Here is a 22,429-nt window from a genome sequence, read left to right on the forward strand (position 1 = left end):
GGGGTGGGGGTGGCGGGGGGCCCCCCCCCCACCCCGCCGCGTCAGTGCGTGGCCGCCCGCTGGAGCGCGCTCGCCAGCAGGGCGAGGTCGGTCGGGCCGTTGCCGAGCTCGCGCACCGGCCGGCGGGCCGGCGGGGCGCCGAGCTGGAGCGGGTCGATGGCGACCACCGTCGGCCGCAGGGTCGCGGTCCGCGGGATGCGGCCGCTGATCCGGGCGCTCTGGAACGCGGTGACACCGCCGTCGGGCAGTCGCAGGTAGCCGCGACCGGGGGTGTCCTCGGCCAGCGCGGCGGCGTCGCCGAGGTGGATCAGCAGATCCGAGTCGGCCGGGTCGTCGGTGCGCAGGGCGATCCGCAGCAGCGCGGCCTCGTCGACCTCGGTGCCGGCGCTCTCCTCCGGGTGGCCGGTGGTGACGGCGAGGTGCACGCCGAGCGGCCCGCCGCGACGGGCCACGGCCGCGAGGGCGCGGGTCAGCGGCCGGCCGGCCGGGGAGGTCGGGGCGAGCAGGGCGTCGTAGTCGTCGACCACGACGACCAGCCGGGCGGGTACCGCGGGGGCGGGGGCGGCGGCGGGCCGGGGGGAACCGCCGCTGCGGGGGTGGATGATCTTGGCGGTGGTCGTCGGGGCGGTGGTGCCGGCGGCGCCGACCGCGGCCGGTACCGGGACGGCGGGCCGCTCCGCCTCCAGGTCGGGCTCCCCGTCCGGGCCGCGCTCCCCGTCCAGGATGCGGGCCGCGTGCCAGGAGGCGAAGTCCAGGCCGTCGAAGAGGCGCTCGCGCAGGGCCAGCTCGTCCTCCAGCGCCTCCGCGGCGAGCAGCGCGGCGCGCGGATCGGTGGCGGCGTTCACCAGACCGGTGACGTGCGGCAGCTCGGTACAGCCGTCCAGGCCGTCCTCCGTCGCCCGGCCCTCGACGAGGGAGACGGCCAGCCGCTCGGGCCGCTCGGAGACGGCCAGCGAGGCGACCAGGGTGCGCAGCAGCTCGGTCTTGCCCGAGCCGCGCGCGCCGCCGATCAGCAGGTGCGGACCGCCCGGGTCGGGGGAGGGGACGGTGAGCTCGGGGTCGGCGAGGTCGAGCGTGCAGAGCTCGTCGCGGGTGGTGCCCAGCAGGGCGGTGGCGGCGCCGATGCCGCCGGCGTGGGCGTCCCAGCGGGCGGAGAGTTTGGCGGGGGTGACGGTGTCGAGCTGCAGCAGGTCGAGCAGGCGCAGCGCGTCGGGCAGTGGGCCGCGGGTGGCCGGGGCGGCCTCGCGCAGCGGCGCGAGGACGCGGGCCAGCCGTTCGGCCCAGGCGTCCGAGACGGCGTCCAGCGAGACCTCGTGCAGGGTCTCGCGGCCGCGGGCGACCGGTCGGTCGAGCGAGAGCTGGGTGCCGACCTCACCGGTGACCAGGGCGGTGGCGCCGAGGCCGCGCGGCAGCAGCTCGGGCTGCTCGGCGAGGCAGATCGGGAAGATCCCGACGGCCGGGCCCTGGCGCAGCAGCAGGTCGAGTGCCTGCCGGGCGCTCTCGCCGGGCGGGCGGCCGTCGACCACGACCACGGTGGCGGGGTGGCCGCCGAGGCCGGTCGGCCCGCTGAGCCGGGTGGTGAGTTCGGTGAGGCGGGCGGTCGCCTGATCGTCGTCCAGGCCGACCAGCAGTCGGCAGTCCTGGCCGTCGGCGGGGCGCAGGTGCGGGAGCCAGAGGGCCCAGGCCCAGGTGTCGACGCGGTCCTGCGCGGGGCGCGCCGGGTCGGCGTCGACCACGACGAGGCTGAGACCGGTGGGCGGGTGCAGGGCGGCGAGCTGGGCGACGACGGCGCGGGTGAGCGCGTCGAGCCGCTCGCGCGGGCCGCTGAGGCCGAGGCTGCCGGCGGTCTGCAGGTCGAGGGTGACCGGGACGGCGGGCAGCAGGGTGCCGGGGGTGGTGCCGGGGCCGCCGGGCCGGTCGGCGGTGCCGAGGCGCAGGGTGAGCGCGTCGGGGTGGCCGGGGCCGCGTTCCCAGAGCCGGGGGCCCGGGCCGAGGGCGTTGAGCAGCAGGGTGGCGAGGTCGGGCCAGCGCTCGCGCTGGGCGGCGGCCTGCCGGTTGCGGACGGCGGTGTGGTGGTGCTCGGCGCTCTCCTGGCCGGGCGGCTCGGCGGCGGCGCGGCCGAGCCGGAGCGAGAGCAGGCCCCGGGCGCGGCCGGCCGGGGGCTCGGGCGCGGCGGGCGGCTCGGCCACCGGCGGCGCGGGCCGCGCGGGGGCGGGGGCGGCGAGCTGGAGGTGGCCGTGGCCGTCGGGCAGTGCCGCGCGGGCGGGCGCTCCCGGGCCGCCGCCGGTCTCCGGCGGGGAGATCCGCAGGGTGGACTCGCCGATCCGCAGCAGGCCGCCGCCCTCCAGCGGGACGGCCTCCTCGGCCGGTCCGGGCGGGACGATCCGGCCGTCCAGGGTGGTGCCGTTGGTGGAGCCGAGGTCGCGGACGGTGATCCGGCCGTCCTCGCCGAGGTGCAGGGCGAGGTGGAGACGGGAGACGTCCGGATCGTCGAGCGGGACGTCGGCCGCGCCGGAGCGGCCGACCCGGATCTCCCGGCCGTGCAGCCGGTGCACGCCGCCGGCGTCGGGGCCGCCGACCACCCGCAGCTCGGCGGCGGCCGGGCCGTCGTCGGGGTCCTCGGCGGTCGGGTCGGGTTCGTTGAGGCTGAGGACGGCGCCGTCCAACAGGGGTGGGTGGCCGAGTAGCGTGTGCTCGTCGACCCGATGCGCCCCGGCGTACAGGTGCACATGGGTGGCGGCCCGCGGGCCGCGCACGCCCACGGCGCCCGCGAGGGCGCCCGCGAGGGAGCCGAGCGCGGTACCGACCGGTGCGGTGACCAGCACGTCCACGTAGGGGATGGCGGAGCCGGCGGCGGCCGGGCCGCTGCGCGGTCGGAGGACGGTCAGCCGGATCTGCATCTCGCCCGCGGTCCCTTCTGCTGGTGCTGACGCCTGGTGCCGGCGCTTGCCGCCCTGCCTGCCGACGGTCGGCGTCCCTGCGGGTGGCCGCGACGACAAGGGGCCACAAGAGTGGCGACTGTCATCCTGCCATCCGTCACCGACAGTCCGCGCACGGTACCGGATTTGACGATCTTGCGATCATCGCCATGGTGGGGGCGACGGAGTGTCAGGTCAACCGCCGCCCGGCCCGCCCCGGCCCGCCGACCTCGGCGGCCCCCAGGGAACCGCCCCCGCGACCCGTCCGGAACCCCTCGCCGGTCGCCCCAAAAACGTGAACGGACACCGTTAGAGTGGCCGGAACACGGGCCCGGCAGGCTCACCGCACCTGCGGAGGAGCGCCCCGCGCGGGCGGCACGGCGAGGAGTGCGACAGGTGCGGCCAGTCGGCAGCAAGTATGTGCTTGAGGAGACCCTCGGACGGGGGGCCACCGGCACCGTGTGGCGCGGGCGGGTGCGCGCGGACGTCGTCGTGCCCGGCAGCGAGCCCGGCCAGTCGGTGGCGATCAAGGTGCTGCGCGAGGAGCTGGCGGCCGACCCCGACGTGGTGATGCGCTTCCTGCGCGAGCGCTCGCTGCTGCTGCGGCTGACCCACCCCAACATCGTCAAGGTCCGCGACCTGGTCGTCGAGGGCGAGCTGCTGGCCCTGGTGATGGACCTGATCGAGGGCCCCGACCTGTCCCGCTACCTGCGCGGCAACGGTCCCTTCAGCCCGATCGCCGGCGCCCTGCTGATGGCCCAGGTCGCCGACGCGCTGGCGGCCAGCCACGCCGACGGCATCGTCCACCGCGACCTCAAGCCGGCCAACGTGCTGCTGGCCTCCACGCTGGTGGACGGCACCGAGCAGATGCACCCGATGCTGACCGACTTCGGCATCGCCCGCCTCGCCGACTCCCCGGGCATCACCCGCACCCACGAGTTCGTCGGCACCCCGGCCTATGTCGCGCCGGAGTCCGCCGAGGGCCGCCCGCAGACCTCCGCGGTCGACGTCTACGGAGCCGGGATCATGCTCTACGAGCTGGTCACCGGTCGCCAGCCGTTCCAGGGCGACGGCCCGCTGCAGATCCTCCAGGCACACCTCGCCCAGGAGCCGCAGCGCCCCTCCACCATGCCCGACCCGCTCTGGACGGTGATCGAGCGCTGCCTGCGCAAGGACCCGGCCCAGCGTCCGAGCGCCGTCGCGCTGGCGCACGCGCTGCGGGTGGTCGCGGCCGGGGTCGGCGTGCACGCCTCCCCGGCGGCGGTGGACGCCGCGCTCGCGGTGGGCGCGTTGCTGCTGCCGGACCCGCGGCCGGCCGCCGTGCCGGGCGTCGCGGCCGGTGGTGTCGCGGAGGACCGGACCCAGGTGCTGCCGGCCGGTCCGCCGGCCCAGCCGTACGATCCGGCGGCCGCGACCCGGGTGATGGGCACCCAGCCGCCCGCCGCCCCGTACGGCGCCGCGGACCGCACCCAGGTGATGCCCCCCACCCCGGCGGGGCCGCCGCAGCCGGAGGCGCCGCACCCCTGGCAGACCCAGCTGCGCGCCGCCCGTGACCGCAACCAGCAGACCGAGATCGGCTACTTCGATCCGGAGGACTTCGAGGCCCCGCCGGTCGCCCCGCCGCCCTATCAGGCCGGGCAGGCCGGCCGGCCCGGGCCGCGGGGACCGCAGGGCTATCCCCAGCAGCCGCCGCCGCGCGGCTACCAGCAGGCCCCGCCGCCCGGCTACGCCCAGCGTCCGCCGGTCGCCCCGCCGCCCTATCAGGCCGGGCAGGGGGGCCAGGGCGGGCAGGGCGGGTACGGGAGCCAGGCCCCCGCGGGCGGCCGCCCGCAGCCGCCCGGCGGCTACAACCAGCCGTCCCAGCAGGGCCGCCCGCCGCAGGGCTACCAGCCCCCGCAGCCGTACGGCCAGCAGCAGAGCCCCCAGGCGGGCCCGCCCGGCGGCCACCAGGCGCCGCCGCAGCCCGCCGCACCGCGCCGGGCGGAGCCGCCCGCCCCGCAGCGCCGCGAGCCCCCGCAGCGCCGCGAGGCGCCGCCGCAGCCCGCCCGGCGGGAGCCCGCGCCCGCCCGCGAGCCGCGACCGCGCAGCCGCAACCGGATGTACATCCCGGGCCTCGGCTGCCTCAAGGGCTGTCTGATGGTGCTGCTGGTGCTGGCCGTGGCGGCGGTGGCGCTGTGGAACTTCACGCCGCTGCCGCAGTACTGGGCCGACATCCAGAGCTGGTTCAGCAGCGCGAGCGACTGGGTGGGCAATATCGTCGGCAGTTCCAAGAGCTGATCTCGGGGGCCCGGCGCCGCACCAGGAGCCGGGCCCGGCGGCGACATTGACGCTTTGTCGACAATCCGCGACATTTCTCGCCCGCCAATGCCCGCCGAGCGCCCTCAGGCGACCCGCGAAGGGTGTCCGGGCGCGTAGGTTGGTCGCTGTTGTCCCGCCCCACCGAGCGCACCGGACCCTCCCCGTGCGCTCCCGCCGCCCACGGAGCAGCATTGGCACGCAAGATCGGCAGCCGCTACACCGTCCACCAGGTGATCGGCCGGGGTTCCGCCGGGACGGTCTGGCTCGGTGAGGGCCCGGACGGCCCGGTCGCGGTCAAGCTGCTGCGCGAGGACCTCGCCGCCGACCAGGTCCTGGTCGGCCGCTTCGTCCAGGAGCGCGCCGCGCTGACCAGCCTCGACCACCCCCGGGTGGTCGGCGTGCGCGACATGGTGGTCGACGGCAGCGACCTCGCCCTGGTGATGGAGCTGGTCCAGGGCACCGACCTGCGCTCCCGGCTGGAGCGCGACGGCGCGCTCACCCCGCAGACCGCCGTCTCGGTCATCGCCGACGTCGCCGACGGCCTGGCCGCCGCGCACGCCGCCGGCATCGTCCACCGCGACGTCAAGCCGGAGAACGTCCTGCTCGACCTCGCCGCCGCCCCCGGGCCGGGCGGCGCCCCGCGCGCCAAGCTGACCGACTTCGGCGTGGCCCGCCTGGTCGACGCCCCGCGCCGGACCCGCGCCACCCGGATCATCGGCACCCCCGACTACCTCGCGCCCGAGATCATCGAGGGCCTGGAGCCGCGCGCCGCCGTCGACATCTACGCCCTCGCCACCGTGCTGTACGAGGTGCTGGCCGGCGTCACCCCGTTCGGCGGCGGCCACACCGGCGCGGTGCTGCGCCGCCACGTCACCGAGCAGGTGCCGCCCGTCCCCGGCCTGCCCGACGGCCTCTGGCGGATCATCGCCGAGTGCCTGGCCAAGGCCCCGGCCTCCCGACTGCGCGCCGCCGAGCTCGCCGCGCGCCTGCGCGAGCAGCTGCCCGCGCTGGCCGGTCTGCCGGTGCTGGCCGTCCCGCAGCAGGGCCGGGCCCCCGCCGAGGAGCAGCTGACCCCCGGCGAGGCGGTGTACGCCGAGGTGGACGCCGGCCCCGGTACGCACAAGCGCCGCCGCGGCCCGGCCGTCCCGCTGGTGCCCGGTGTCGCCCCCGACTCCACCCGGGACACCCACACCAGCCTGCGCCGCCCCTCCGCGCAGGAGCTGGCCTCCTACGCGGCCGAGTCCCGCGCCCAGCGCACGGCCCCGGGCGCGGTCCACCGCCGGGACCGCCAGGCGCTGCTGCGCCGCCGCCGGGTGCTGGCGGTCCTGCTGGCCACCGTCCTGCTGCTGGCCGGCGCGGCCGCCGCCTGGACCGCCTTCGCCGCCACCGCCCCGGGCACCGGGCAGGCCCCCCGCCCGGTCGTCCACTCCGCGCCGCCGCGGGCTCCGTAGGCGACCGGACGACCCCGGTGTCGTCAGGTGCCCCCCCGGAACCATTACCCTGGGTGCGTGGCAGCCGTCGATCCTTCCGAAGAGCTCAAGAACCTCGACACGACCATGGGGTCGATCGAGGCCGTCCTCGACCTGGACAAGATCCGGGCCGACATCGCGCGTCTGGAGGAGGAGGCAGCCGCCCCCGACCTGTGGGACGACCTCGCGAACGCGCAGAAGGTGACCAGCCGGCTCTCCTTCCTCCAGGGCGAACTGCGCCGCGTCGAGGGCCTGCGCGGCCGCATCGACGACCTCGGTGTCCTGTTCGAGCTCGCCGAGGCCGAGGACGACGCGGACACCCGCGTCGAGGCCGAGCAGGAGCTCGGGTCCGTCATGAAGGCGGTCGAGGAGCTGGAGGTCCGGACCCTCCTGTCCGGCGAGTACGACGCCCGCGAGGCGCTGATCAACATCCGCGCCGAGGCCGGTGGCGTGGACGCCGCCGACTTCGCCGAGCAGCTGATGCGCATGTACCTGCGCTGGGCCGAGCGGCACGGGTACCCCACCGAGGTGTACGACACCTCGTACGCGGAGGAGGCCGGCATCAAGTCCGCGACCTTCACCGTCAAGGCGCCCTACGCCTACGGCACCCTCTCGGTCGAGCAGGGCACCCACCGCCTGGTCCGCATCTCGCCCTTCGACAACCAGGGCCGCCGGCAGACCTCCTTCGCCGGTGTCGAGGTGCTCCCGGTCGTCGAGCAGTCCGACCACGTCGACATCGACGAGTCCGAGCTGCGGATCGACGTCTACCGCGCCTCCGGCCCCGGTGGTCAGGGCGTCAACACCACCGACTCGGCGGTGCGCATCACGCACCTCCCGACCGGCGTCGTGGTCTCCTGCCAGAACGAGCGCTCGCAGATCCAGAACAAGGCGTCCGCGATGAACGTCCTCCAGGCCAAGCTGCTGGAGCGGCGTCGCCAGGAGGAGCGGGCCGCCATGGACGCGCTCAAGGACAGCGGCAGCTCCTGGGGCAACCAGATGCGCTCCTACGTGCTGCACCCGTACCAGATGGTGAAGGACGTCCGCACCGAGTACGAGGTCGGCAACCCGCAGGGCGTGCTGGACGGCGACATCGACGGCTTCATCGAGGCCGGCATCCGGTGGCGCAAGCAGCGCGAGACGGCCGCGAACTGAGCGTGAGGCCCGCCCCGGCGGGCCGCACAGCGCGGAAGGCCCCCGACGGATCTCCGTCGGGGGCCTTCCGCATGTCGGTCAGGGCTCAGGCCAGCGCCTGCCGGGCGATCAGTGCCACCGCGATCAGCCCGGCCAGCAGGGCGAGCAGCATCACGGGGGAGAGCGTGGCGAACGGACCCTGCTGCTCCTGCAGCCGGGCCCGGTTGGCGCGGCACACGGGGCAGCGGCCGTCGCTCACGCGGCCGTTGCAGTTGGCGCACACCAGATGGTCGCAGGTCATGCGATCTCCTCCTCGCTGCTACAGCCAACGCACCGGACGGGGCTTTGGTTCCTGTTCTTGCCCTGTGCGGGGGAGTGGCCAACCCCGGCCACCACCTCCACTCTGCCAGGTTCCGGCCGTTCCGGCCCCCGGGCTGTGAGATGCCTCCAAATTTTCGGGGCATAACCGGATATTATCTCCCAAGATTCGGTCGTCGTCCCGGACCGGCCCTGCGAGCCGGGCGCCGGTTCGCGTATGGTCCCAAGCCGGGAGCGGCCGTTTCCGCTCCCTCCGCCCGCCCCTGGGCCGGCCGCCCGGGGTGGATCTACCGAGGACTGGCGCCGCCTAGGATGGCCTCCGTGATGCAGCCGTGATCAGATTCGACAACGTCTCCAAGACCTATCCCAAGCAGAACCGTCCCGCCCTGGACAACGTCTCGCTGGAGATCGAGAAGGGTGAGTTCGTCTTCCTGGTCGGTTCGTCCGGCTCGGGCAAGTCCACCTTCCTGCGCCTGTGCCTGCGCGAGGAGCGCCCCAGCGTCGGCGAGGTGCACGTGCTGGGCAAGGACCTGGGCAAGCTGTCCAACTGGAAGGTGCCGCACATGCGCCGCCAGCTGGGCACCGTCTTCCAGGACTTCCGCCTGCTGCCCAACAAGACGGTCGCGCAGAACGTGGCCTTCGCCCTTGAGGTGATCGGCAAGCCCAAGAGCGCCATCAACAAGGTGGTGCCCGAGGTGCTGGACCTGGTCGGCCTCGGCGGCAAGGAGGACCGCATGCCGGGTGAGCTGTCCGGTGGTGAGCAGCAGCGCGTGGCGATCGCCCGGGCGTTCGTGAACCGCCCGATGCTGCTGATCGCGGACGAGCCCACCGGAAACCTGGACCCGCAGAACTCGGTCGGCATCATGAAGCTGCTGGACCGGATCAACCGCACCGGCACCACGGTGCTGATGGCCACGCACGACCAGGCCATCGTCGACCAGATGCGCAAGCGCGTCATCGAGCTCGACAAGGGGCTGCTGGTCCGCGACCAGGCCCGCGGCGTCTACGGGTACCAGCACTGATCCCGTAGGCCGCCGGCCCGTCTCGCCCGACCAGCAACCGACCCTGGAGTTGTTACCCGCATGCGCGCCCAGTTCGTCCTGTCGGAGATCGGTGTGGGTCTCCGCCGCAACCTGACGATGACCATCGCGGTCGTCGTCAGCGTCGCGCTCTCCCTCGCCCTCGCCGGTGCCTCCCTGCTGGTCCGTGACCAGGTGAACTCCATGAAGGGGTACTGGTACGACAAGGTCGAGGTGAGCATCTACTTCTGCACCAAGTCGGATGCCCGCAACTCGCCGCAGTGCCAGAACGGCGCGGCCACCGACCAGCAGGTCGCCGACATCAAGACCCAGCTCGACAAGATGGACTCGGTCGTCCAGACCTCCACCTTCGAGGACTCGGCCGAGGCGTACAAGCACTGGAAGGAGATGAACCCGGACAACCCGCTCATCTCCGTCCTCGGTCCGGAGGCCATCCCGCAGTCCTGGCGGGTGAAGTTGAAGGACCCGACCAAGTACGACGTCATCCAGAGCGCCTTCGCCGGCAAGCCCGGTGTGAAGTCGGTCGAGGACCAGCGCAAGATCCTGGAGAACCTCTTCGGCCTGCTGAACGGTCTCCAGACGGCGGCCTTCGTGATCATGGTGCTGATGCTCTTCGTGGCGTTGCTGCTGATCGTCAACACCGTCCGGGTGTCGGCGTTCAGCAGGCGGCGCGAAACCGGCATCATGCGCCTGGTCGGTGCCTCGAACTTCTACGTCCAGATGCCGTTCATCGCCGAGGCCGCTTTCGCCGCGCTGCTCGGCGCGGTGATGGCCTCCGGACTGCTGCTCGGCGGGCACTTCTTCGTCCACAGCTGGCTGGCCGACCGGGTGCAGTTCATCCACTTCATCGGGCTCGGCTCGGTCCTGGCGGTGATACCGCTGCTGGTGGTGGTCGGTATGGGCATGGCCGGCATCGCGGCGTTCTTCACGCTGCGCAAGTACCTCAAGGTCTGACCCCGGCCCCGAACGGCCCCGTACGGCACTGCGCCGTACGGGGCCGTCGGCGTTTCGCCGTCGGCCGATCCGGCCCGCCGTGCTCCACGCTGCGCCTACACTCCGATGCCATGCCAGAAACTCCGCGCAGAGCACGTCAGGCGGCCACCCTCAGCCTGGTGTTCGGCGCCGTGCTGCTGGCCGGGGCCGCGACCGGCGCCTGGGGCGACCCGGCCGCACCGCGCCCGCGCCCCTCCGCCGACGCGGCCCCGGCGGCCGTCGCCACGCTCGGCGCCGGCCAGGACCCGGCCGGCGCCGCCCTCTCCGAGCAGCAGGCCGAGCACCTGATCGGCGCCAACGGGGACCGCTGGGGCGCCTACTACAGCGCGCAGGAGTACGCCGAGTTCAGCCAGGGCCTGGACGGCCGCTACCTCGGCGTGGGCCTCTCGGTCGGCCGCGGTCAGGACGGGCTCACCACGGTCTCCCAGGTGCAGCCGGGCGGACCGGCGGCCGCCGCCGGGATCGCGGTCGGCGACCGGTTGCTGCGGATCGGCCCGGACCAGGCCGACCGGCTGCCGGTCACCGAGGTGGTGGCCCGGTTGCGCGGGCGCGAGGGCGAGCGCCAGGTCGGCTCCGAGGTCACCCTGGACGTCCGGCGCGGCGACGGCGAGGTCCGCGAGGTCCGGCTGTGCCGGGCCCTGCTGGACAGCCAGCAGGTCGCGGTCGAACGCCTGGACAAGGGGGTGGTGCGGATCGCCGTACGGGCCTTCACCAGCGGCGTCGCCGAGCAGGTGCGGGCCGCCGCGCACGGCGCCCACGGGGTGGTGCTCGACCTGCGGGGGAACTCCGGCGGGCTGGTCGAGGAGGCCGCCGGCACCGCGGCGGTCTTCCTGGACGGCGGCCCGGTCGGCTCCTACCGGGAGCGCGGCGGGACGAGGGAGCTGACCGCCCCGCCCGGCGGCGACCAGCGCGTCCCGCTGGTGGTGCTGGTGGACGGCGGCACCATGAGCGCCGCCGAACTGCTCACCGGCGCCCTGCAGGACCGCAGCCGGGCCGTAGTGGTGGGCGGCCGGACCTTCGGCAAGGGCACCGTCCAGCAGCCCAGCCGGCTGGCCGACGGCGCGGTGCTGGAGCTGACCGTCGGGCGCTACTACACCCCCGCCGGCCGCTCCCCGGAGGGCGTCGGCCTGCTGCCCGACGTCCCCGCGGCCGGCACCGAGGACGCCGGCGCGCTGGCCCTGCGGGTGCTCGCGGGGCTCGGGACCCGGACCTGAGGCGCGGCGGTAAAGGGGCTGCTCGTCGCCGCGTCGGGATGCGAGAATGACGGCGTTATGGCAAAGGAAACCGGACACAAGCTGATCGCGCAGAACAAGAAGGCGCGACACGAGTACACCATCCTCGACACCTACGAGTGCGGTCTCGTGCTCACCGGCACCGAGGTCAAGTCGCTGCGCGAAGGGCGGGCCAACCTGGTCGACGGCTATGCCTACATCCAGAACCACGAGGCGTGGATCGACAACGTCTTCATCCCCGAGTACACCCAGGGGACGTGGACCAACCACGCCGCGCGGCGCAAGCGCAAGCTGCTGCTGCACCGGCTGGAGATCCAGAAGATCGAGGCCAAGGTCCGGGACGCGGGCCACACCCTGATCCCGCTCTCGCTGTACTTCAAGGACGGCCGGGTGAAGCTCGAACTGGCGCTCGCCATCGGCAAGAAGCTGTACGACAAGCGCCAGACGCTGCGCGAGAAGCAGGACACCCGTGAGACGGCACGCGCGGTGGCGGCGGCGCGGCGTCGGCAGAGCTGACCGCCGGCCACGTCGGAGTCAATCCGCTGGACCCTCGCAGGCCGCCTCGCGTAGGATGGCGCCAGCACCACGGACGGCTACCGTCCGAGTTGTTTCTCAACAAAACATGGGGATGATCGGTTTCGACAGGGGAAGTCGAAACAGGAGAAGCGAGCCGAGGAACGCGGCAATGATCTCGTTAACCATCTGTCGCAAACAAATAATCGCCAACTCTAAGCGCGATTCCCAGCAGTTCGCTCTCGCTGCCTAATAACAGCTAAGAGTGCTTGGGTGTCAGACCGGGGAGTTCCCGACCCGGACCCTGGCATAATCTAGGGAACTCAACCGTCCGCCCGGGCTGCGGGGGTGGATGGGAAATCAAACAGCAGCTGGGCCTGTTGGCGGCTTGTCCGCGTGACTGCCAGGGCCGAGAAACTCACAGCGGACTGCGCTCGGAGAAGTCCTGAATCCACTCCACTGGACCCGGGTTCGATTCCCGGCATCTCCACCACCCCATGTTTGATCGAAGGCCGCCCACCGCTCAGCGGGGGGCGGCCTTCGTGCGTCCCCGGGGCCCTCCAGGTGTCGTTCCGCCGCCCCTCCTCCCCACGCAGTCCGGCCCTGGTGCGGCGCGGAGGAGGGGCGGGGGCGTAGGATTTTCCGTCCGCTCGTTTCCCGAGCCGGACCCCATCCATCGCAGGACGTACGTCAGGGGGCTTCTTGGGCGAGCACGGCTCCACCCAGTACTCCGCCGCAACCACCGAGGCCATGCAGAGCAACACGGACACCACCGCCGTCACCGATTCCGAGACCGTCCGCGAGCGCGAGATCGCCGGGGAACAGCGTCACCTCGACAACGTGTACCACCGCCTGGAGGAGAAGCTCGCCGAGGCCGAGTACATCCTGGAGGACGCCGCCAAGCGCGTGCAGGTCGGCACCCCCGGCGCGCTCGCCGAGCGCGACGCCCAGGTGTACCGGGCCGGCGCCCACCTCCAACGGCTCAACAACGAGTTCGAGGACTTCCTCTTCGGCCGGATCGACCTCCAGCAGGCCGATGCCCCGGAGGAGTACGGAATTCCCTCCGACACCCCGCTCGACCCGGCCGACCCGGCCGTCGCCGAGACCCTGCACATCGGCCGGCTCGGAGTGCTGGACGCCGAGTACGGCCCGCTGGTGATCGACTGGCGGGCGCCGGCCGCGGCGCCCTTCTACCGCGCCACGCCGCTGGAGCCCGGCCGGGTCGTCCGGCGCCGGGTGATCCGCTCCAAGGGCCGCAAGGTGATCGGGGTGGAGGACGACCTGCTGCGCCCCGACCTCACCCCCACCCTGGACGGTCGCGAGCTGGCCGTGGTCGGCGACGGCGCGCTGATGGCCTCGCTCGGCCGGGCCCGCAGCCACTCGATGCGCGACATCGTCTCGTCCATCCAGAAGGAGCAGGACGAGGTGATCCGCGCCGCCGCGGCCGGGGCCACCCTGGTCACCGGCGGCCCCGGCACCGGCAAGACCGCCGTCGCCCTGCACCGCGCCGCCTTCCTGCTCTACCAGGACCGCCGCCGCTACGCCGGGGGCATCCTGGTGGTCTCCCCGACCCCGCTGCTGGTCTCCTACACCGAGGGCGTGCTGCCCTCGCTCGGTGAGGAGGGGCAGGTCGCGATCCGCGCGGTCGGCTCGCTGGTGGACGGCATCGAGGCGGGCACCTACGACACCCCGGAGGCGGCCCGGATCAAGGGCTCGGCCCGGATGACGCAGCTGCTGCGCCGGGCCGCCCGGGCCGCGCTGGAGCTGGGCGCGCCGCAGGAGCTCAAGGTGGTCGCCCGCGGCGAGGTGCTGCGGCTGGACGCCGGCCGCCTGAAGGCCGTCCGCGGCAACGTGATCGGCTCGGGCGGCACCCCGCTGAACCTGCTGCGCCCGCGCGCCCGCAGGCTGCTGCTGGACGCGCTCTGGCAGGAGGTCACCCGGCACCTGCCCAGGCCGACCGACCACTACGCCCGGGAGCAGCGCCAGGAGGAGAAGGAGTCCTTCGACGACTACGTCTCCGACGAGGCGCCGTTCCTGGACTTCCTGGACGCCTGGTGGCCCGCGCTGAGCCCGCGCCGGGTGCTCGGCACGCTCAAGCAGAGCCGGCACACCAACCGGATCGCCCGCCGGGCCGTCACCCCGGAGGAGGCCAGGGTGCTGGCCGGCTCCTGGCGGCACCTGTCCGAGCGCGGCGAGGGCGAGCTGTCGGCGCACGACGTGGCGCTGGTGGACGAGCTCCAGGTGCTGCTCGGCGAGTCGGCCCGTCCGAAGGTCCGCGAGGTCGACGCGGTGGACCTGCTGAGCGGGCTGGACGAGGTCACCACCTTCGCCGACCGCAACTCCAGACAGCGCGAGCGCGTGCCGGTGGAACGCACCGAGTACGCGCACATCATCGTGGACGAGGCGCAGGACCTCACCCCGATGCAGTGGCGGATGATCGGCCGCCGCGCCCGGACGGCCACCTGGACGATCGTCGGTGACCCGGCGCAGTCCTCCTGGCCGTTCCCGCAGGAGGCGCAGGGCGCGCTGGACGAGGTGCTGGCGGGCAAGCCGCGCCGCCGCTACACGCTGACCGTGAACTACCGGAACCCGGCCGAGATCGCCGAGGTGGCGGCCAAGGTGCTGGCGCTGGCGGCCCCGGGCACCCCCTCGCCGAGCGCGGTGCGCCATGTCGGCGTGGAGCCGCGCTTCGCGGCCGTCACCGATCCGTCGCCCCGGGCGTTCGGCGAGGCGGCCCGGGCCGAGCTGGACCGGTTGCTGGCGGAGGTGGACGGCACCGTGGCGGTCGTCGTGCCGATGGACCGCCGGGCCGAGGCGGCCGGGTGGATCGAGGGTCTGGGCGCCCGCGCGGTGGCGCTGGGCAGCCTGGAGGCCAAGGGCCTGGAGTACGACGCGACCGTGGTCGCCGACCCGACCGGGATCGCCGGCGAGTCGGAGGCCGGCCTGCGGGTGCTCTACGTGGCGCTCACCCGGGCGACCCAGCGGCTGACGGTGCTCTCCGGTCCGGACGACCTGCCGGACGCGGCCGGCGTGCCCGCGCTGCTGCACGGCTGACCGTCCGTCACGGCGCGTCGGCGCACGAAGAAGGCCCCTCACCACCGGTGAGGGGCCTTCAGACGTTGATGACACCGACCCGCCATGCTCGCCTCGCGGCAAGTGGTCCCTCGAAGGGACGAAGGTTGGGCCCGGGGGCTTGGATCGAGCCGGTGTCCCGTCCAATGTAACGCATCTGCCCGGCGAGGCAAGAAGTTGTCGAGTCCGCACACTCAATGAACGTTATTTCTGGCTTCGCCCTGGTAGGTGCGACGATCGAGGTCTAGCATGCGCAGGCGAAGGGCTTCAACATTCTGTTGAAGCAGCTGACCGGACGGAAGAAGGAACGTCGATGGCGACGGTGCCCAGTGTCTCCAACTCGATCACGGTGCGGCTGGAGGTCCCGGCCAGGGGCAACGCCGTCAGCGCGATCACCACGGCGGTCGAGTCCTCCGGCGGCTCGGTCACCGGCCTCGACGTCACCGCCTCCGGCCTGGAGGCCCTGCGGATCGACGTGACGGTCGCCGCGTCCTCGGTCGCGCACGGCGAGGAGATCGTCGAGAAGCTCCGGGCGATCGACGGCGTGTCGATCGGCAAGGTCTCGGACCGTACCTTCCTGATGCACCTCGGCGGCAAGATCGAGATGTCCTCGAAGCTCCCGATCCGCAACCGTGACGACCTGAGCATGATCTACACCCCGGGTGTCGCCCGGGTCTGCCTGGCGATCGCCGAGAACCCCGAGGACGCCCGCCGCCTCACCATCAAGCGCAACAGCGTCGCGGTGGTCACCGACGGCTCGGCGGTGCTGGGCCTGGGCAACATCGGTCCGGCGGCCGCGCTGCCGGTCATGGAGGGCAAGGCGGCCCTGTTCAAGCGCTTCGCCGGCATCGACGCCTGGCCGATCTGCCTGGACACCCAGGACACCGACGAGATCGTGGCGATCGTCAAGGCGATCGCCCCCGGCTTCGCCGGCATCAACCTGGAGGACATCTCCGCGCCGCGCTGCTTCGAGATCGAGGCCCGACTGCGCGAGGCCCTGGACATCCCGGTCTTCCACGACGACCAGCACGGCACCGCGATCGTGGTGCTGGCGGCGCTGACCAACGCGCTCAAGGTGGTCGGCAAGGAGATCGGCGACATCCGGGTGGTGATGTCGGGCGCCGGCGCCGCCGGCACCGCGATCCTCAAGCTGCTGCTGGCGGCCGGCGTCGAGCACGCCACCGTCGCGGACGTCCGGGGCGTGGTCCACCAGGGCCGTGACGACCTCAACGACTCGCTGCGCTGGATCGCCGAGCACACCAACCGCTCGGGCCGCACCGGCAGCCTCAAGGAGGCCGTGGCGGGCGCCGACGTCTTCATCGGCGTCTCGGCCCCGAACGTGCTCGACGGCGACGACCTGGCCACCATGGCCGGGGACGCGATCGTCTTCGCGCTGGCCAACCCGGACCCGGAGGTCGACCCGGCGATCGCCCGGCAGACCGCCGCGGTGGTCGCCACCGGCCGCAGCGACTTCCCGAACCAGATCAACAACGTGCTGGTCTTCCCCGGTGTCTTCCGCGGCCTGCTGGACGCCCAGAGCCGCACGGTGAACACCGAGATGATGATCGCCGCGGCCCGGGCCCTGGCCACCACCGTCGCGGACGACGAGCTGAACGCGAACTACATCATCCCGAGCGTCTTCCACAAGGACGTCGCCAAGACGGTGGCCGCCGCCGTCCGGGACGCCGCGCTGGCCGGCGCCCAGGAGGACCCGGCGCCGTCCCGGCCGACCCCGGGCATCGTCGGCACCCTGGACACCTCCTCCTTCCCCGTCGTCAGGCTCTGACGGAGCCGTGGGACACGTGGCGCGGATCGGTCAAATGACCGATTGGCGTCCCTACCCACCCAAGTCCGCCCCGAACCCTTGCGACACAAGGGCGAGGGGCGTGTTTGGGCTTGTCGTGCCTAGGGCGTACGGTAGCCCTGCACGGGGCAGGCGTGTCCGACAAGTACGGAACGTCCCCCTGGTCTTCCGGCGCGTCGTCCCGACCGCCGCCCGCGCCGGTCCGCCGGAGCCGACGGAGCGTCACACCTCCGGCGGGAGGGCGTTGTTCGGGTGGCACGGCCGGGGCCCGATTGGCTTTCTCGGGGCCGGTCGGGGCAGGATTCGTATCCAGGCAGGCAGACGGGCCTTCGAGGGCACCGACCGCGGCACAGGGCGCGAACCCGGCCTGCGACCACGCATTGCCTGAATGAGCACTGTGTGCGGACCTGCGGCCTATCCGGTGCCCCCGGAGGGAGTACCGATGGGCCCCCGTACACCGCAAGCGAACAGACCACAGGAGTACACATGAACCGCAGTGAGCTGGTGGCCGCGCTGTCCGAGCGCGCCGAGGTGACCCGCAAGGACGCCGACGCCGTTCTGGCCGCCTTCGCCGAGATCGTCGGCGAGGTCGTCGCCAAGGGCGACGAGAAGGTCACCATCCCCGGTTTCCTGACCTTCGAGCGCACCCACCGCGCTGCCCGCACCGCCCGCAACCCGCAGACCGGTGAGCCGATCCAGATCGCGGCCGGCTACAGCGCCAAGGTGAGCGCGGGCTCCAAGCTCAAGGAAGCCGCCAAGGGCGCCTGAGCAACCCCTTGAACGCCGAGAGGCCGGGTTCCCTTCGGGGAGCCCGGCCTCTCGCCGTGCCGGCCGCCCACCGGCGGCCGCCGGTCAGGCGGTGACCAGCCGCTCGCTGGGCAGCTCGACGTGGGCGCCGAGGTCGCGAAGCTTCTCCATGAAGTTCTCGTAGCCGCGGTTGATCAGGTCGATGCCGTGCACGGTCGAGGTTCCCTCGGCCGCCAGCGCCGCGATCAGGTACGAGAAGCCGCCGCGCAGGTCCGGGATGACCAGCTCGGAGCCGATCAGCTTGGACGGGCCGGAGACGACCGCGGAGTGCTGGAAGTTGCGGGCGCCGAAGCGGCACGGGGTGGCGCCCAGGCACTCGCGGTAGAGCTGGATGTGGGCGCCCATCTGGTTCAGCGCCCCGGTGAAGCCCAGCCGCGACTCGTACACCGTCTCGTGCACGATCGACAGGCCGGTCGCCTGGGTCAGCGCGACGACCAGCGGCTGCTGCCAGTCGGTCTGGAAGCCGGGGTGGACGTCGGTCTCCAGCGCGATCGCCTTGAGCTCGCCGCCCGGGTGCCAGAACCGGATGCCCTCGTCGTCCACCTCGAAGGCGCCACCGACCTTCCGGAAGGTGTTGAGGAAGGTCATCATCTCCAGCTGGCGGGCGCCGCGGACGTAGATGTCGCCCTTGGTGGCCAGCGCCGCGCAGGCCCAGGAGGCGGACTCCAGCCGGTCCGGCAGGGCGCGGTGGTTGTAGCCGGAGAGCTCGTCCACACCGGTGATCAGGATGGTCCGGTCGGTGCCCATGGTGATGATCGCGCCCATCTTCTGCAGGACGCAGATGAGGTCGACGATCTCCGGCTCCACGGCCGCGTTGCGCAGCTCGGTGACGCCCTCGCACAGGACGGCGGTGAGCAGTACCTGCTCGGTCGCGCCGACCGAGGGGTAGGGCAGCTCGATCCGGGTGCCGCGCAGTCGCTGCGGGGCCACCAGGTAGGTGCCCTGCGGGTGCTTCTCGATGCTGGCGCCGAACTGGCGCAGCACCTCGAAGTGGAAGTCGACGGGGCGGCCGCCGATGTCGCAGCCGCCGAGGCCGGGGATGAACGCGTGGCCCAGGCGGTGCAGCAGCGGGCCGCAGAAGAGGATCGGGATGCGCGAGGAGCCGGCGTGCGCGTCGATGTCGGCGACGTTGGCGCTCTCCACGTGGGAGGGGTCGAGGATCAGCTCGCCGTCCTCGTCGCCGGTGCGCACGGTCACCCCGTGCAGCTGGAGCAGACCGCGGACCACCTTGACGTCGCGGATGTCCGGGACGTTGCGCAGTCTGCTGGGGCCCTGCCCGAGGAGGGCGGCGACCATGGCCTTGGGGACCAGGTTCTTCGCACCGCGGACGCGGATCTCGCCTTCGAGCGGGTTTCCGCCGTGGACCAGCAGGACGTCGTCGGTCATCGTTCTCGCAATCCGGGGTGCCAGAGGAGTGGGTGCGGCTCCGGGTGGGAGCCGGGCGGTGGACCGGTCGTACGGGCGCGCTCGGGCCCCCGGTGTGACCGAGTCGGCACCGTATAAGGGCGTCCACCATCAGTAGATGGTAGTAGGCGTCTCGGTGGTTCCCGTGTGCCTCTCCCGTGATGGTGCTCTCTCGGGGTGGTCCTCCGCCCGCCGATGCGTCCGTACGGGTGTTCGCGCGGCTGTTCGTGAGGGTGTCCGCGTGGATGTCCGCGCGGGGTGGCGGGTCTTCGTCGGCCGGCTTCGCGTTGAGGTGTCCGGCCCCGGTGGTTCTGCGGGATCATGTGAGACATGACGGCGGCCCACACCCCCGGAGGCCGGTCGCACACCGGCCGCCTGCTCGTCGCGACGCCCGTGCTCACCGACCCGAACTTCGCCCGGGCGGTGGTGCTCCTCCTCGACCACGACGCCGAGGGGGCGCTCGGTGTGGTCCTCAACCGGCCGACGCCGGTGGAGGTGGGCACCGTCCTGGACGGCTGGGGCGCCCTGGTCGGGCACCCGGCCGTGGTGTTCCAGGGCGGGCCGGTGGCGCTGGACTCGGCGCTCGGCCTGGCGGTGGCGCCGGGGGAGCCGGAGACCGTCGAGCCGCTCGGCTGGCGGCGGGTGCACGGGGCGATCGGCCTGGTCGACCTGGAGGCGCCGCCCGAGGTGCTGGCCGGGGAGCTGGGGGGTCTGCGGATCTTCGCCGGGTACGCGGGCTGGTCGCCGGGCCAGCTGGAGGCCGAGCTCGGCACCGGCGCCTGGTACCTGGTCGACTGCGAGCCGGGGGACATCTCCAATCCCGAGCCGGAGCGGCTGTGGCGCGCCGTGCTGCGCCGTCAGCGCGGTCCGCTGGCGCTGCTGGCGACGTACCCGGACGACCCCACGCTGAACTGACCGGCCCGGACCTCGGCGGCCCCGTCCGGAGCGCCGCGCCGGTCGAGCGGGCGGCGTCACCGGCACGACACTGGCCGGGTTTCCCGGGGCGCCCATAGACTTGGCACCTATGAGCACTCTTGAGCCCGAGCGCGGCCTCGGCACCGGCACCCTGGTCGAGCCCGTCCCCCAGGTGTCCAACGGCGACGGCGACCACGAGCGCTTCGCGCACTATGTCCAGAAGGACAAGATCATGGAGAGCGCGCTCTCCGGGTCCCCCGTGGTGGCGCTCTGCGGCAAGGTGTGGGTGCCCGGCCGCGACCCGAAGAAGTACCCGGTCTGCCCGATGTGCAAGGAGATCTACGACGGCATCGGCAAGCCGCAGGACGGCAAGGGCGGCGACGACAAGTAGCCGGTCCGGTCCGGCCCGGGCGTCCCGGGCGGTCCGGCGGGGTGCCGCCGCGCGGAGCGTCGCCCCGCGCGGCGCCGTCGCGCACGGCGGTCCGCGCCGTTGTGCGCAGTGCCGTTGTGCACAGCGCCGTTTTGCACTGTGCCACATTGTGCGGAGTGGTCTATGCCAGTTGGCCGGGCCGGGGGCAGGATGGCGGAATGGACCTCATTCCCGCCCCCTTGAGTTCCGTCCGCCTCCAGGACCAGGACTTCCCCCTCGACCGCAGCACCACCCTGACCGCGCCGCCGGCGCTGGCCGGCGCCGAGCGGTGGCTGCGCACCGCGCTGACCACCGCCACCGGACTGCCGCTCGGCCCGGGGCGCCCCGGCGAGGGCATCGAACTGGTCCACGACGGATCGTTGGCCGGTGAGGCGTACCGGATCGCGGTGCGCCCCGGCCACGCCGTGGTCACGGCCGGCGGCCCGGCCGGCGCGCTCTGGGGCGCCCAGACCCTGCGCCGGCTGCTCGGCCCGGACGCCTACCGCCGGGCCCCGCTGCGCGACACCGGGTGGGTGCTGCCCGGCGTCGACATCGAGGACGCCCCCCGCTTCGGCTGGCGCGGCGCGCTGCTGGACGTCGCCCGCCACTTCCTGCCCAAGTCCGACGTCCTGCGCTTCATCGACCAGCTCTCCGCGCACAAGCTCAACGTGCTCCACCTGCACCTGACCGACGACCAGGGCTGGCGGGTGGAGATCAAGCGGTACCCGAAGCTCACCGAGCTGGCCTCCTGGCGCGAGCGCTCGATGGTCGGCTACCGGTCCGCCCAGCGCCGCGACGACCGCCCGCACGGCGGTTTCTACACCCAGGACGACCTGCGCGAGATCGTCGCGTACGCCGCCGAACGGGCGATCACCGTCGTGCCGGAGATCGACCTTCCGGGGCACTCCCAGGCCGCCATCCGCGCCTACCCCGAGCTGGGCAACACCGACGTGGTGGACACCGCGGCCCTGGGCGTGTGGACCGACTGGGGGGTGAGCCACAACGTCCTCAACCCCTCCGAGGGCACCGTCCGGTTCTTCGAGGGGGTGCTGGAGGAGGTCCTGGAGCTCTTCCCGTCCGAGTTCGTCCACCTGGGCGGCGACGAGTGCCCGAAGGAGCAGTGGAAGGACAGCGCCGCGGCCCAGGAACGGATCCGGGAGCTCGGCCTGAGCAACGAGGACGAGCTGCAGAGCTGGGTGATCCGCCACTTCGACCGGTGGCTGGCCGAGCGCGGGCGCCGGCTGATCGGCTGGGACGAGATCCTGGAGGGTGGGCTGGCCCCCGGTGCCGCCGTCTCCTCCTGGCGCGGCTACGGCGGCGGGATCGCCGCCGCGCAGGCCGGGCACGACGTGGTGATGTGCCCCGAGCAGCACGTCTACCTGGACCACCGGCAGGCCCCGGGCGCGGAGGAGCCGATCCCGGTCGGCTTCGTCCGCACCCTGGAGGACGTGTACCGGTTCGAGCCGGTGCCGGCGCAGCTCGACGAGGTCGCGGCCCGTCGGGTGATCGGTACCCAGGCCAACCTGTGGAGCGAGTTCATGGACAGCGCCCGGGACATCGACTACCGGGCCTTCCCCCGGCTGGCGGCCTTCTCGGAGGTGGCCTGGTCCGCGCTGCCCACCGACCCGGCCGAGCGCGACTACGCGGGCTTCGAGCGCCGGATGGAGTCCCACCGGGCGGTGCTGGACGCGCTCGGCGTCGAGTACCGGCCGGCCGCCGGGCCGCACCCCTGGCAGCGCCGGCCCGGGGTGGCCGGCCGCCCGATCGAGGGTCCGCCGCCGGTGGTCTGACCGCGGTCCGACGACCGGCTCCGGTGGCGCCCGGGAACTTCTGAGTGGTCATCCGACGTCAAGAACAGATGAACATCTGCTCCGGTCCGGTTCGGGCCGGAGCAGATACCGCCCGGTATGCGTCCCAATCGGGCAGTTCCGTGCGCCAGTCCCGAAATGATCATCGAGCATTGTGTGCCAGAGTTGCCCAACCCGGCCCGATCGCCCGTACCCTACGGGCCAGGCCGGGCTGCCGACGCGGACACCCCGGCCGAGGGCCGCGGGCGGCAGGCGATCGATGAGCAAGTGGAGCACGGTGGGACCCAGGTGAACCGGA

At 73.3% G+C, this 22,429-nt stretch carries 16 protein-coding genes and 1 other RNA gene; 14 read left to right on the plus strand and 3 right to left on the minus strand.

Annotated features, from left to right (window positions below):
• Positions 1–41: 41 nt before the first annotated feature.
• Complete coding sequence (locus ACFXHB_RS19235) at positions 42–2,900, minus strand: FtsK/SpoIIIE domain-containing protein (RefSeq protein ID WP_380575622.1); 2,859 nt, start codon at positions 2,898–2,900, stop codon at positions 42–44.
• A gap of 414 nt (positions 2,901–3,314) precedes the next feature.
• On the opposite strand from ACFXHB_RS19235, the gene ACFXHB_RS19240 reads away from it, so the two are divergent.
• From ACFXHB_RS19240 to prfB, 3 genes are all read left to right on the plus strand, one after another.
• The gene (locus ACFXHB_RS19240; RefSeq protein ID WP_380575623.1) at positions 3,315–5,195 is read left to right on the plus strand and encodes a protein kinase; all 1,881 of its coding nucleotides are present in this window, start codon (positions 3,315–3,317) and stop codon (positions 5,193–5,195) included.
• 212 nt (positions 5,196–5,407) lie between these two features.
• Positions 5,408–6,667, plus strand: coding sequence for a serine/threonine-protein kinase (locus ACFXHB_RS19245; RefSeq protein WP_380575624.1), 1,260 nt, complete (start codon positions 5,408–5,410; stop codon positions 6,665–6,667).
• Positions 6,668–6,724: 57 nt separating this feature from the next.
• A complete protein-coding gene (gene prfB / locus ACFXHB_RS19250) occupies positions 6,725–7,837 on the plus strand; it encodes a peptide chain release factor 2 (RefSeq protein ID WP_380575626.1) in 1,113 nt (370 codons plus the stop codon).
• Between the two features lie 85 nt (positions 7,838–7,922).
• On the opposite strand, the gene ACFXHB_RS19255 is transcribed toward prfB, so the two are convergent.
• Entirely contained in the window at positions 7,923–8,117 is a 195-nt protein-coding gene (locus tag ACFXHB_RS19255) for a hypothetical protein (RefSeq protein WP_380575627.1), read from the minus strand.
• A gap of 349 nt (positions 8,118–8,466) precedes the next feature.
• Between ACFXHB_RS19255 and ftsE the strand changes: the two genes are divergently transcribed.
• From ftsE to ACFXHB_RS19295, 8 genes are all read left to right on the plus strand, one after another.
• A complete protein-coding gene (gene ftsE, locus ACFXHB_RS19260; RefSeq protein WP_184919059.1) occupies positions 8,467–9,156 on the plus strand; it encodes a cell division ATP-binding protein FtsE in 690 nt (229 codons plus the stop codon).
• A 60-nt stretch (positions 9,157–9,216) separates the two neighbouring features.
• Positions 9,217–10,128: a permease-like cell division protein FtsX gene (ftsX, locus tag ACFXHB_RS19265; RefSeq protein WP_380575629.1), complete on the plus strand. Its 912-nt coding sequence runs from the start codon at positions 9,217–9,219 to the stop codon at positions 10,126–10,128.
• A 110-nt stretch (positions 10,129–10,238) separates the two neighbouring features.
• Complete coding sequence (locus ACFXHB_RS19270) at positions 10,239–11,381, plus strand: S41 family peptidase (protein ID WP_380575631.1); 1,143 nt, start codon at positions 10,239–10,241, stop codon at positions 11,379–11,381.
• Between the two features lie 57 nt (positions 11,382–11,438).
• The gene (smpB, locus tag ACFXHB_RS19275; protein ID WP_380575633.1) at positions 11,439–11,915 is read left to right on the plus strand and encodes an SsrA-binding protein SmpB; all 477 of its coding nucleotides are present in this window, start codon (positions 11,439–11,441) and stop codon (positions 11,913–11,915) included.
• Positions 11,916–12,023: 108 nt separating this feature from the next.
• Positions 12,024–12,405, plus strand: a transfer-messenger RNA (tmRNA) gene (ssrA, locus tag ACFXHB_RS19280).
• Between the two features lie 257 nt (positions 12,406–12,662).
• Positions 12,663–14,966 carry a HelD family protein gene (locus ACFXHB_RS19285; RefSeq protein WP_380575765.1) on the plus strand — a complete coding sequence of 768 codons (2,304 nt, stop codon included), beginning with the start codon at positions 12,663–12,665 and terminating at the stop codon, positions 14,964–14,966.
• Between the two features lie 331 nt (positions 14,967–15,297).
• Positions 15,298–16,770, plus strand: coding sequence for an NAD-dependent malic enzyme (locus ACFXHB_RS19290; protein ID WP_380575635.1), 1,473 nt, complete (start codon positions 15,298–15,300; stop codon positions 16,768–16,770).
• A gap of 504 nt (positions 16,771–17,274) precedes the next feature.
• Positions 17,275–17,556 (plus strand): HU family DNA-binding protein, encoded by a 282-nt coding sequence (locus tag ACFXHB_RS19295; protein WP_030059737.1) that lies wholly within the window; start codon positions 17,275–17,277, stop codon positions 17,554–17,556.
• A gap of 84 nt (positions 17,557–17,640) precedes the next feature.
• On the opposite strand, the gene murA is transcribed toward ACFXHB_RS19295, so the two are convergent.
• Positions 17,641–18,981: a UDP-N-acetylglucosamine 1-carboxyvinyltransferase gene (gene murA / locus ACFXHB_RS19300; protein ID WP_380575637.1), complete on the minus strand. Its 1,341-nt coding sequence runs from the start codon at positions 18,979–18,981 to the stop codon at positions 17,641–17,643.
• Positions 18,982–19,329: 348 nt separating this feature from the next.
• On the opposite strand from murA, the gene ACFXHB_RS19305 reads away from it, so the two are divergent.
• The 3 genes from ACFXHB_RS19305 to ACFXHB_RS19315 all read left to right on the plus strand — a co-directional run bounded on the left by ACFXHB_RS19305 (position 19,330) and on the right by ACFXHB_RS19315 (position 22,113).
• Positions 19,330–19,914 (plus strand): YqgE/AlgH family protein, encoded by a 585-nt coding sequence (locus ACFXHB_RS19305; RefSeq protein ID WP_380575639.1) that lies wholly within the window; start codon positions 19,330–19,332, stop codon positions 19,912–19,914.
• Between the two features lie 109 nt (positions 19,915–20,023).
• Positions 20,024–20,305, plus strand: a complete 282-nt coding sequence (locus ACFXHB_RS19310; protein ID WP_174315682.1) for a DUF3039 domain-containing protein — start codon at positions 20,024–20,026, stop codon at positions 20,303–20,305.
• 197 nt (positions 20,306–20,502) lie between these two features.
• A complete protein-coding gene (locus ACFXHB_RS19315) occupies positions 20,503–22,113 on the plus strand; it encodes a beta-N-acetylhexosaminidase (protein WP_380575641.1) in 1,611 nt (536 codons plus the stop codon).
• Positions 22,114–22,429: the final 316 nt, after the last annotated feature.

It is taken from the genome of Kitasatospora sp. NPDC059327 (assembly GCF_042752535.1).
Lineage (GTDB): Bacteria > Actinomycetota > Actinomycetes > Streptomycetales > Streptomycetaceae > Kitasatospora.

Coding starts and splice junctions, on each gene's coding strand:
- ACFXHB_RS19235 (WP_380575622.1), bottom strand. CDS start 2,900: ATGCAGATCCGGCTGACCGTCCTCCGACCGCGCAGCGGCCCGGCCGCC.
- ACFXHB_RS19255 (WP_380575627.1), bottom strand. CDS start 8,117: ATGACCTGCGACCATCTGGTGTGCGCCAACTGCAACGGCCGCGTGAGC.
- ftsX (WP_380575629.1), top strand. CDS start 9,217: ATGCGCGCCCAGTTCGTCCTGTCGGAGATCGGTGTGGGTCTCCGCCGC.
- ACFXHB_RS19270 (WP_380575631.1), top strand. CDS start 10,239: ATGCCAGAAACTCCGCGCAGAGCACGTCAGGCGGCCACCCTCAGCCTG.
- smpB (WP_380575633.1), top strand. CDS start 11,439: ATGGCAAAGGAAACCGGACACAAGCTGATCGCGCAGAACAAGAAGGCG.
- ACFXHB_RS19285 (WP_380575765.1), top strand. CDS start 12,663: ATGCAGAGCAACACGGACACCACCGCCGTCACCGATTCCGAGACCGTC.
- ACFXHB_RS19290 (WP_380575635.1), top strand. CDS start 15,298: ATGGCGACGGTGCCCAGTGTCTCCAACTCGATCACGGTGCGGCTGGAG.
- ACFXHB_RS19295 (WP_030059737.1), top strand. CDS start 17,275: ATGAACCGCAGTGAGCTGGTGGCCGCGCTGTCCGAGCGCGCCGAGGTG.
- murA (WP_380575637.1), bottom strand. CDS start 18,981: ATGACCGACGACGTCCTGCTGGTCCACGGCGGAAACCCGCTCGAAGGC.
- ACFXHB_RS19305 (WP_380575639.1), top strand. CDS start 19,330: ATGACGGCGGCCCACACCCCCGGAGGCCGGTCGCACACCGGCCGCCTG.
- ACFXHB_RS19310 (WP_174315682.1), top strand. CDS start 20,024: ATGAGCACTCTTGAGCCCGAGCGCGGCCTCGGCACCGGCACCCTGGTC.
- ACFXHB_RS19315 (WP_380575641.1), top strand. CDS start 20,503: ATGGACCTCATTCCCGCCCCCTTGAGTTCCGTCCGCCTCCAGGACCAG.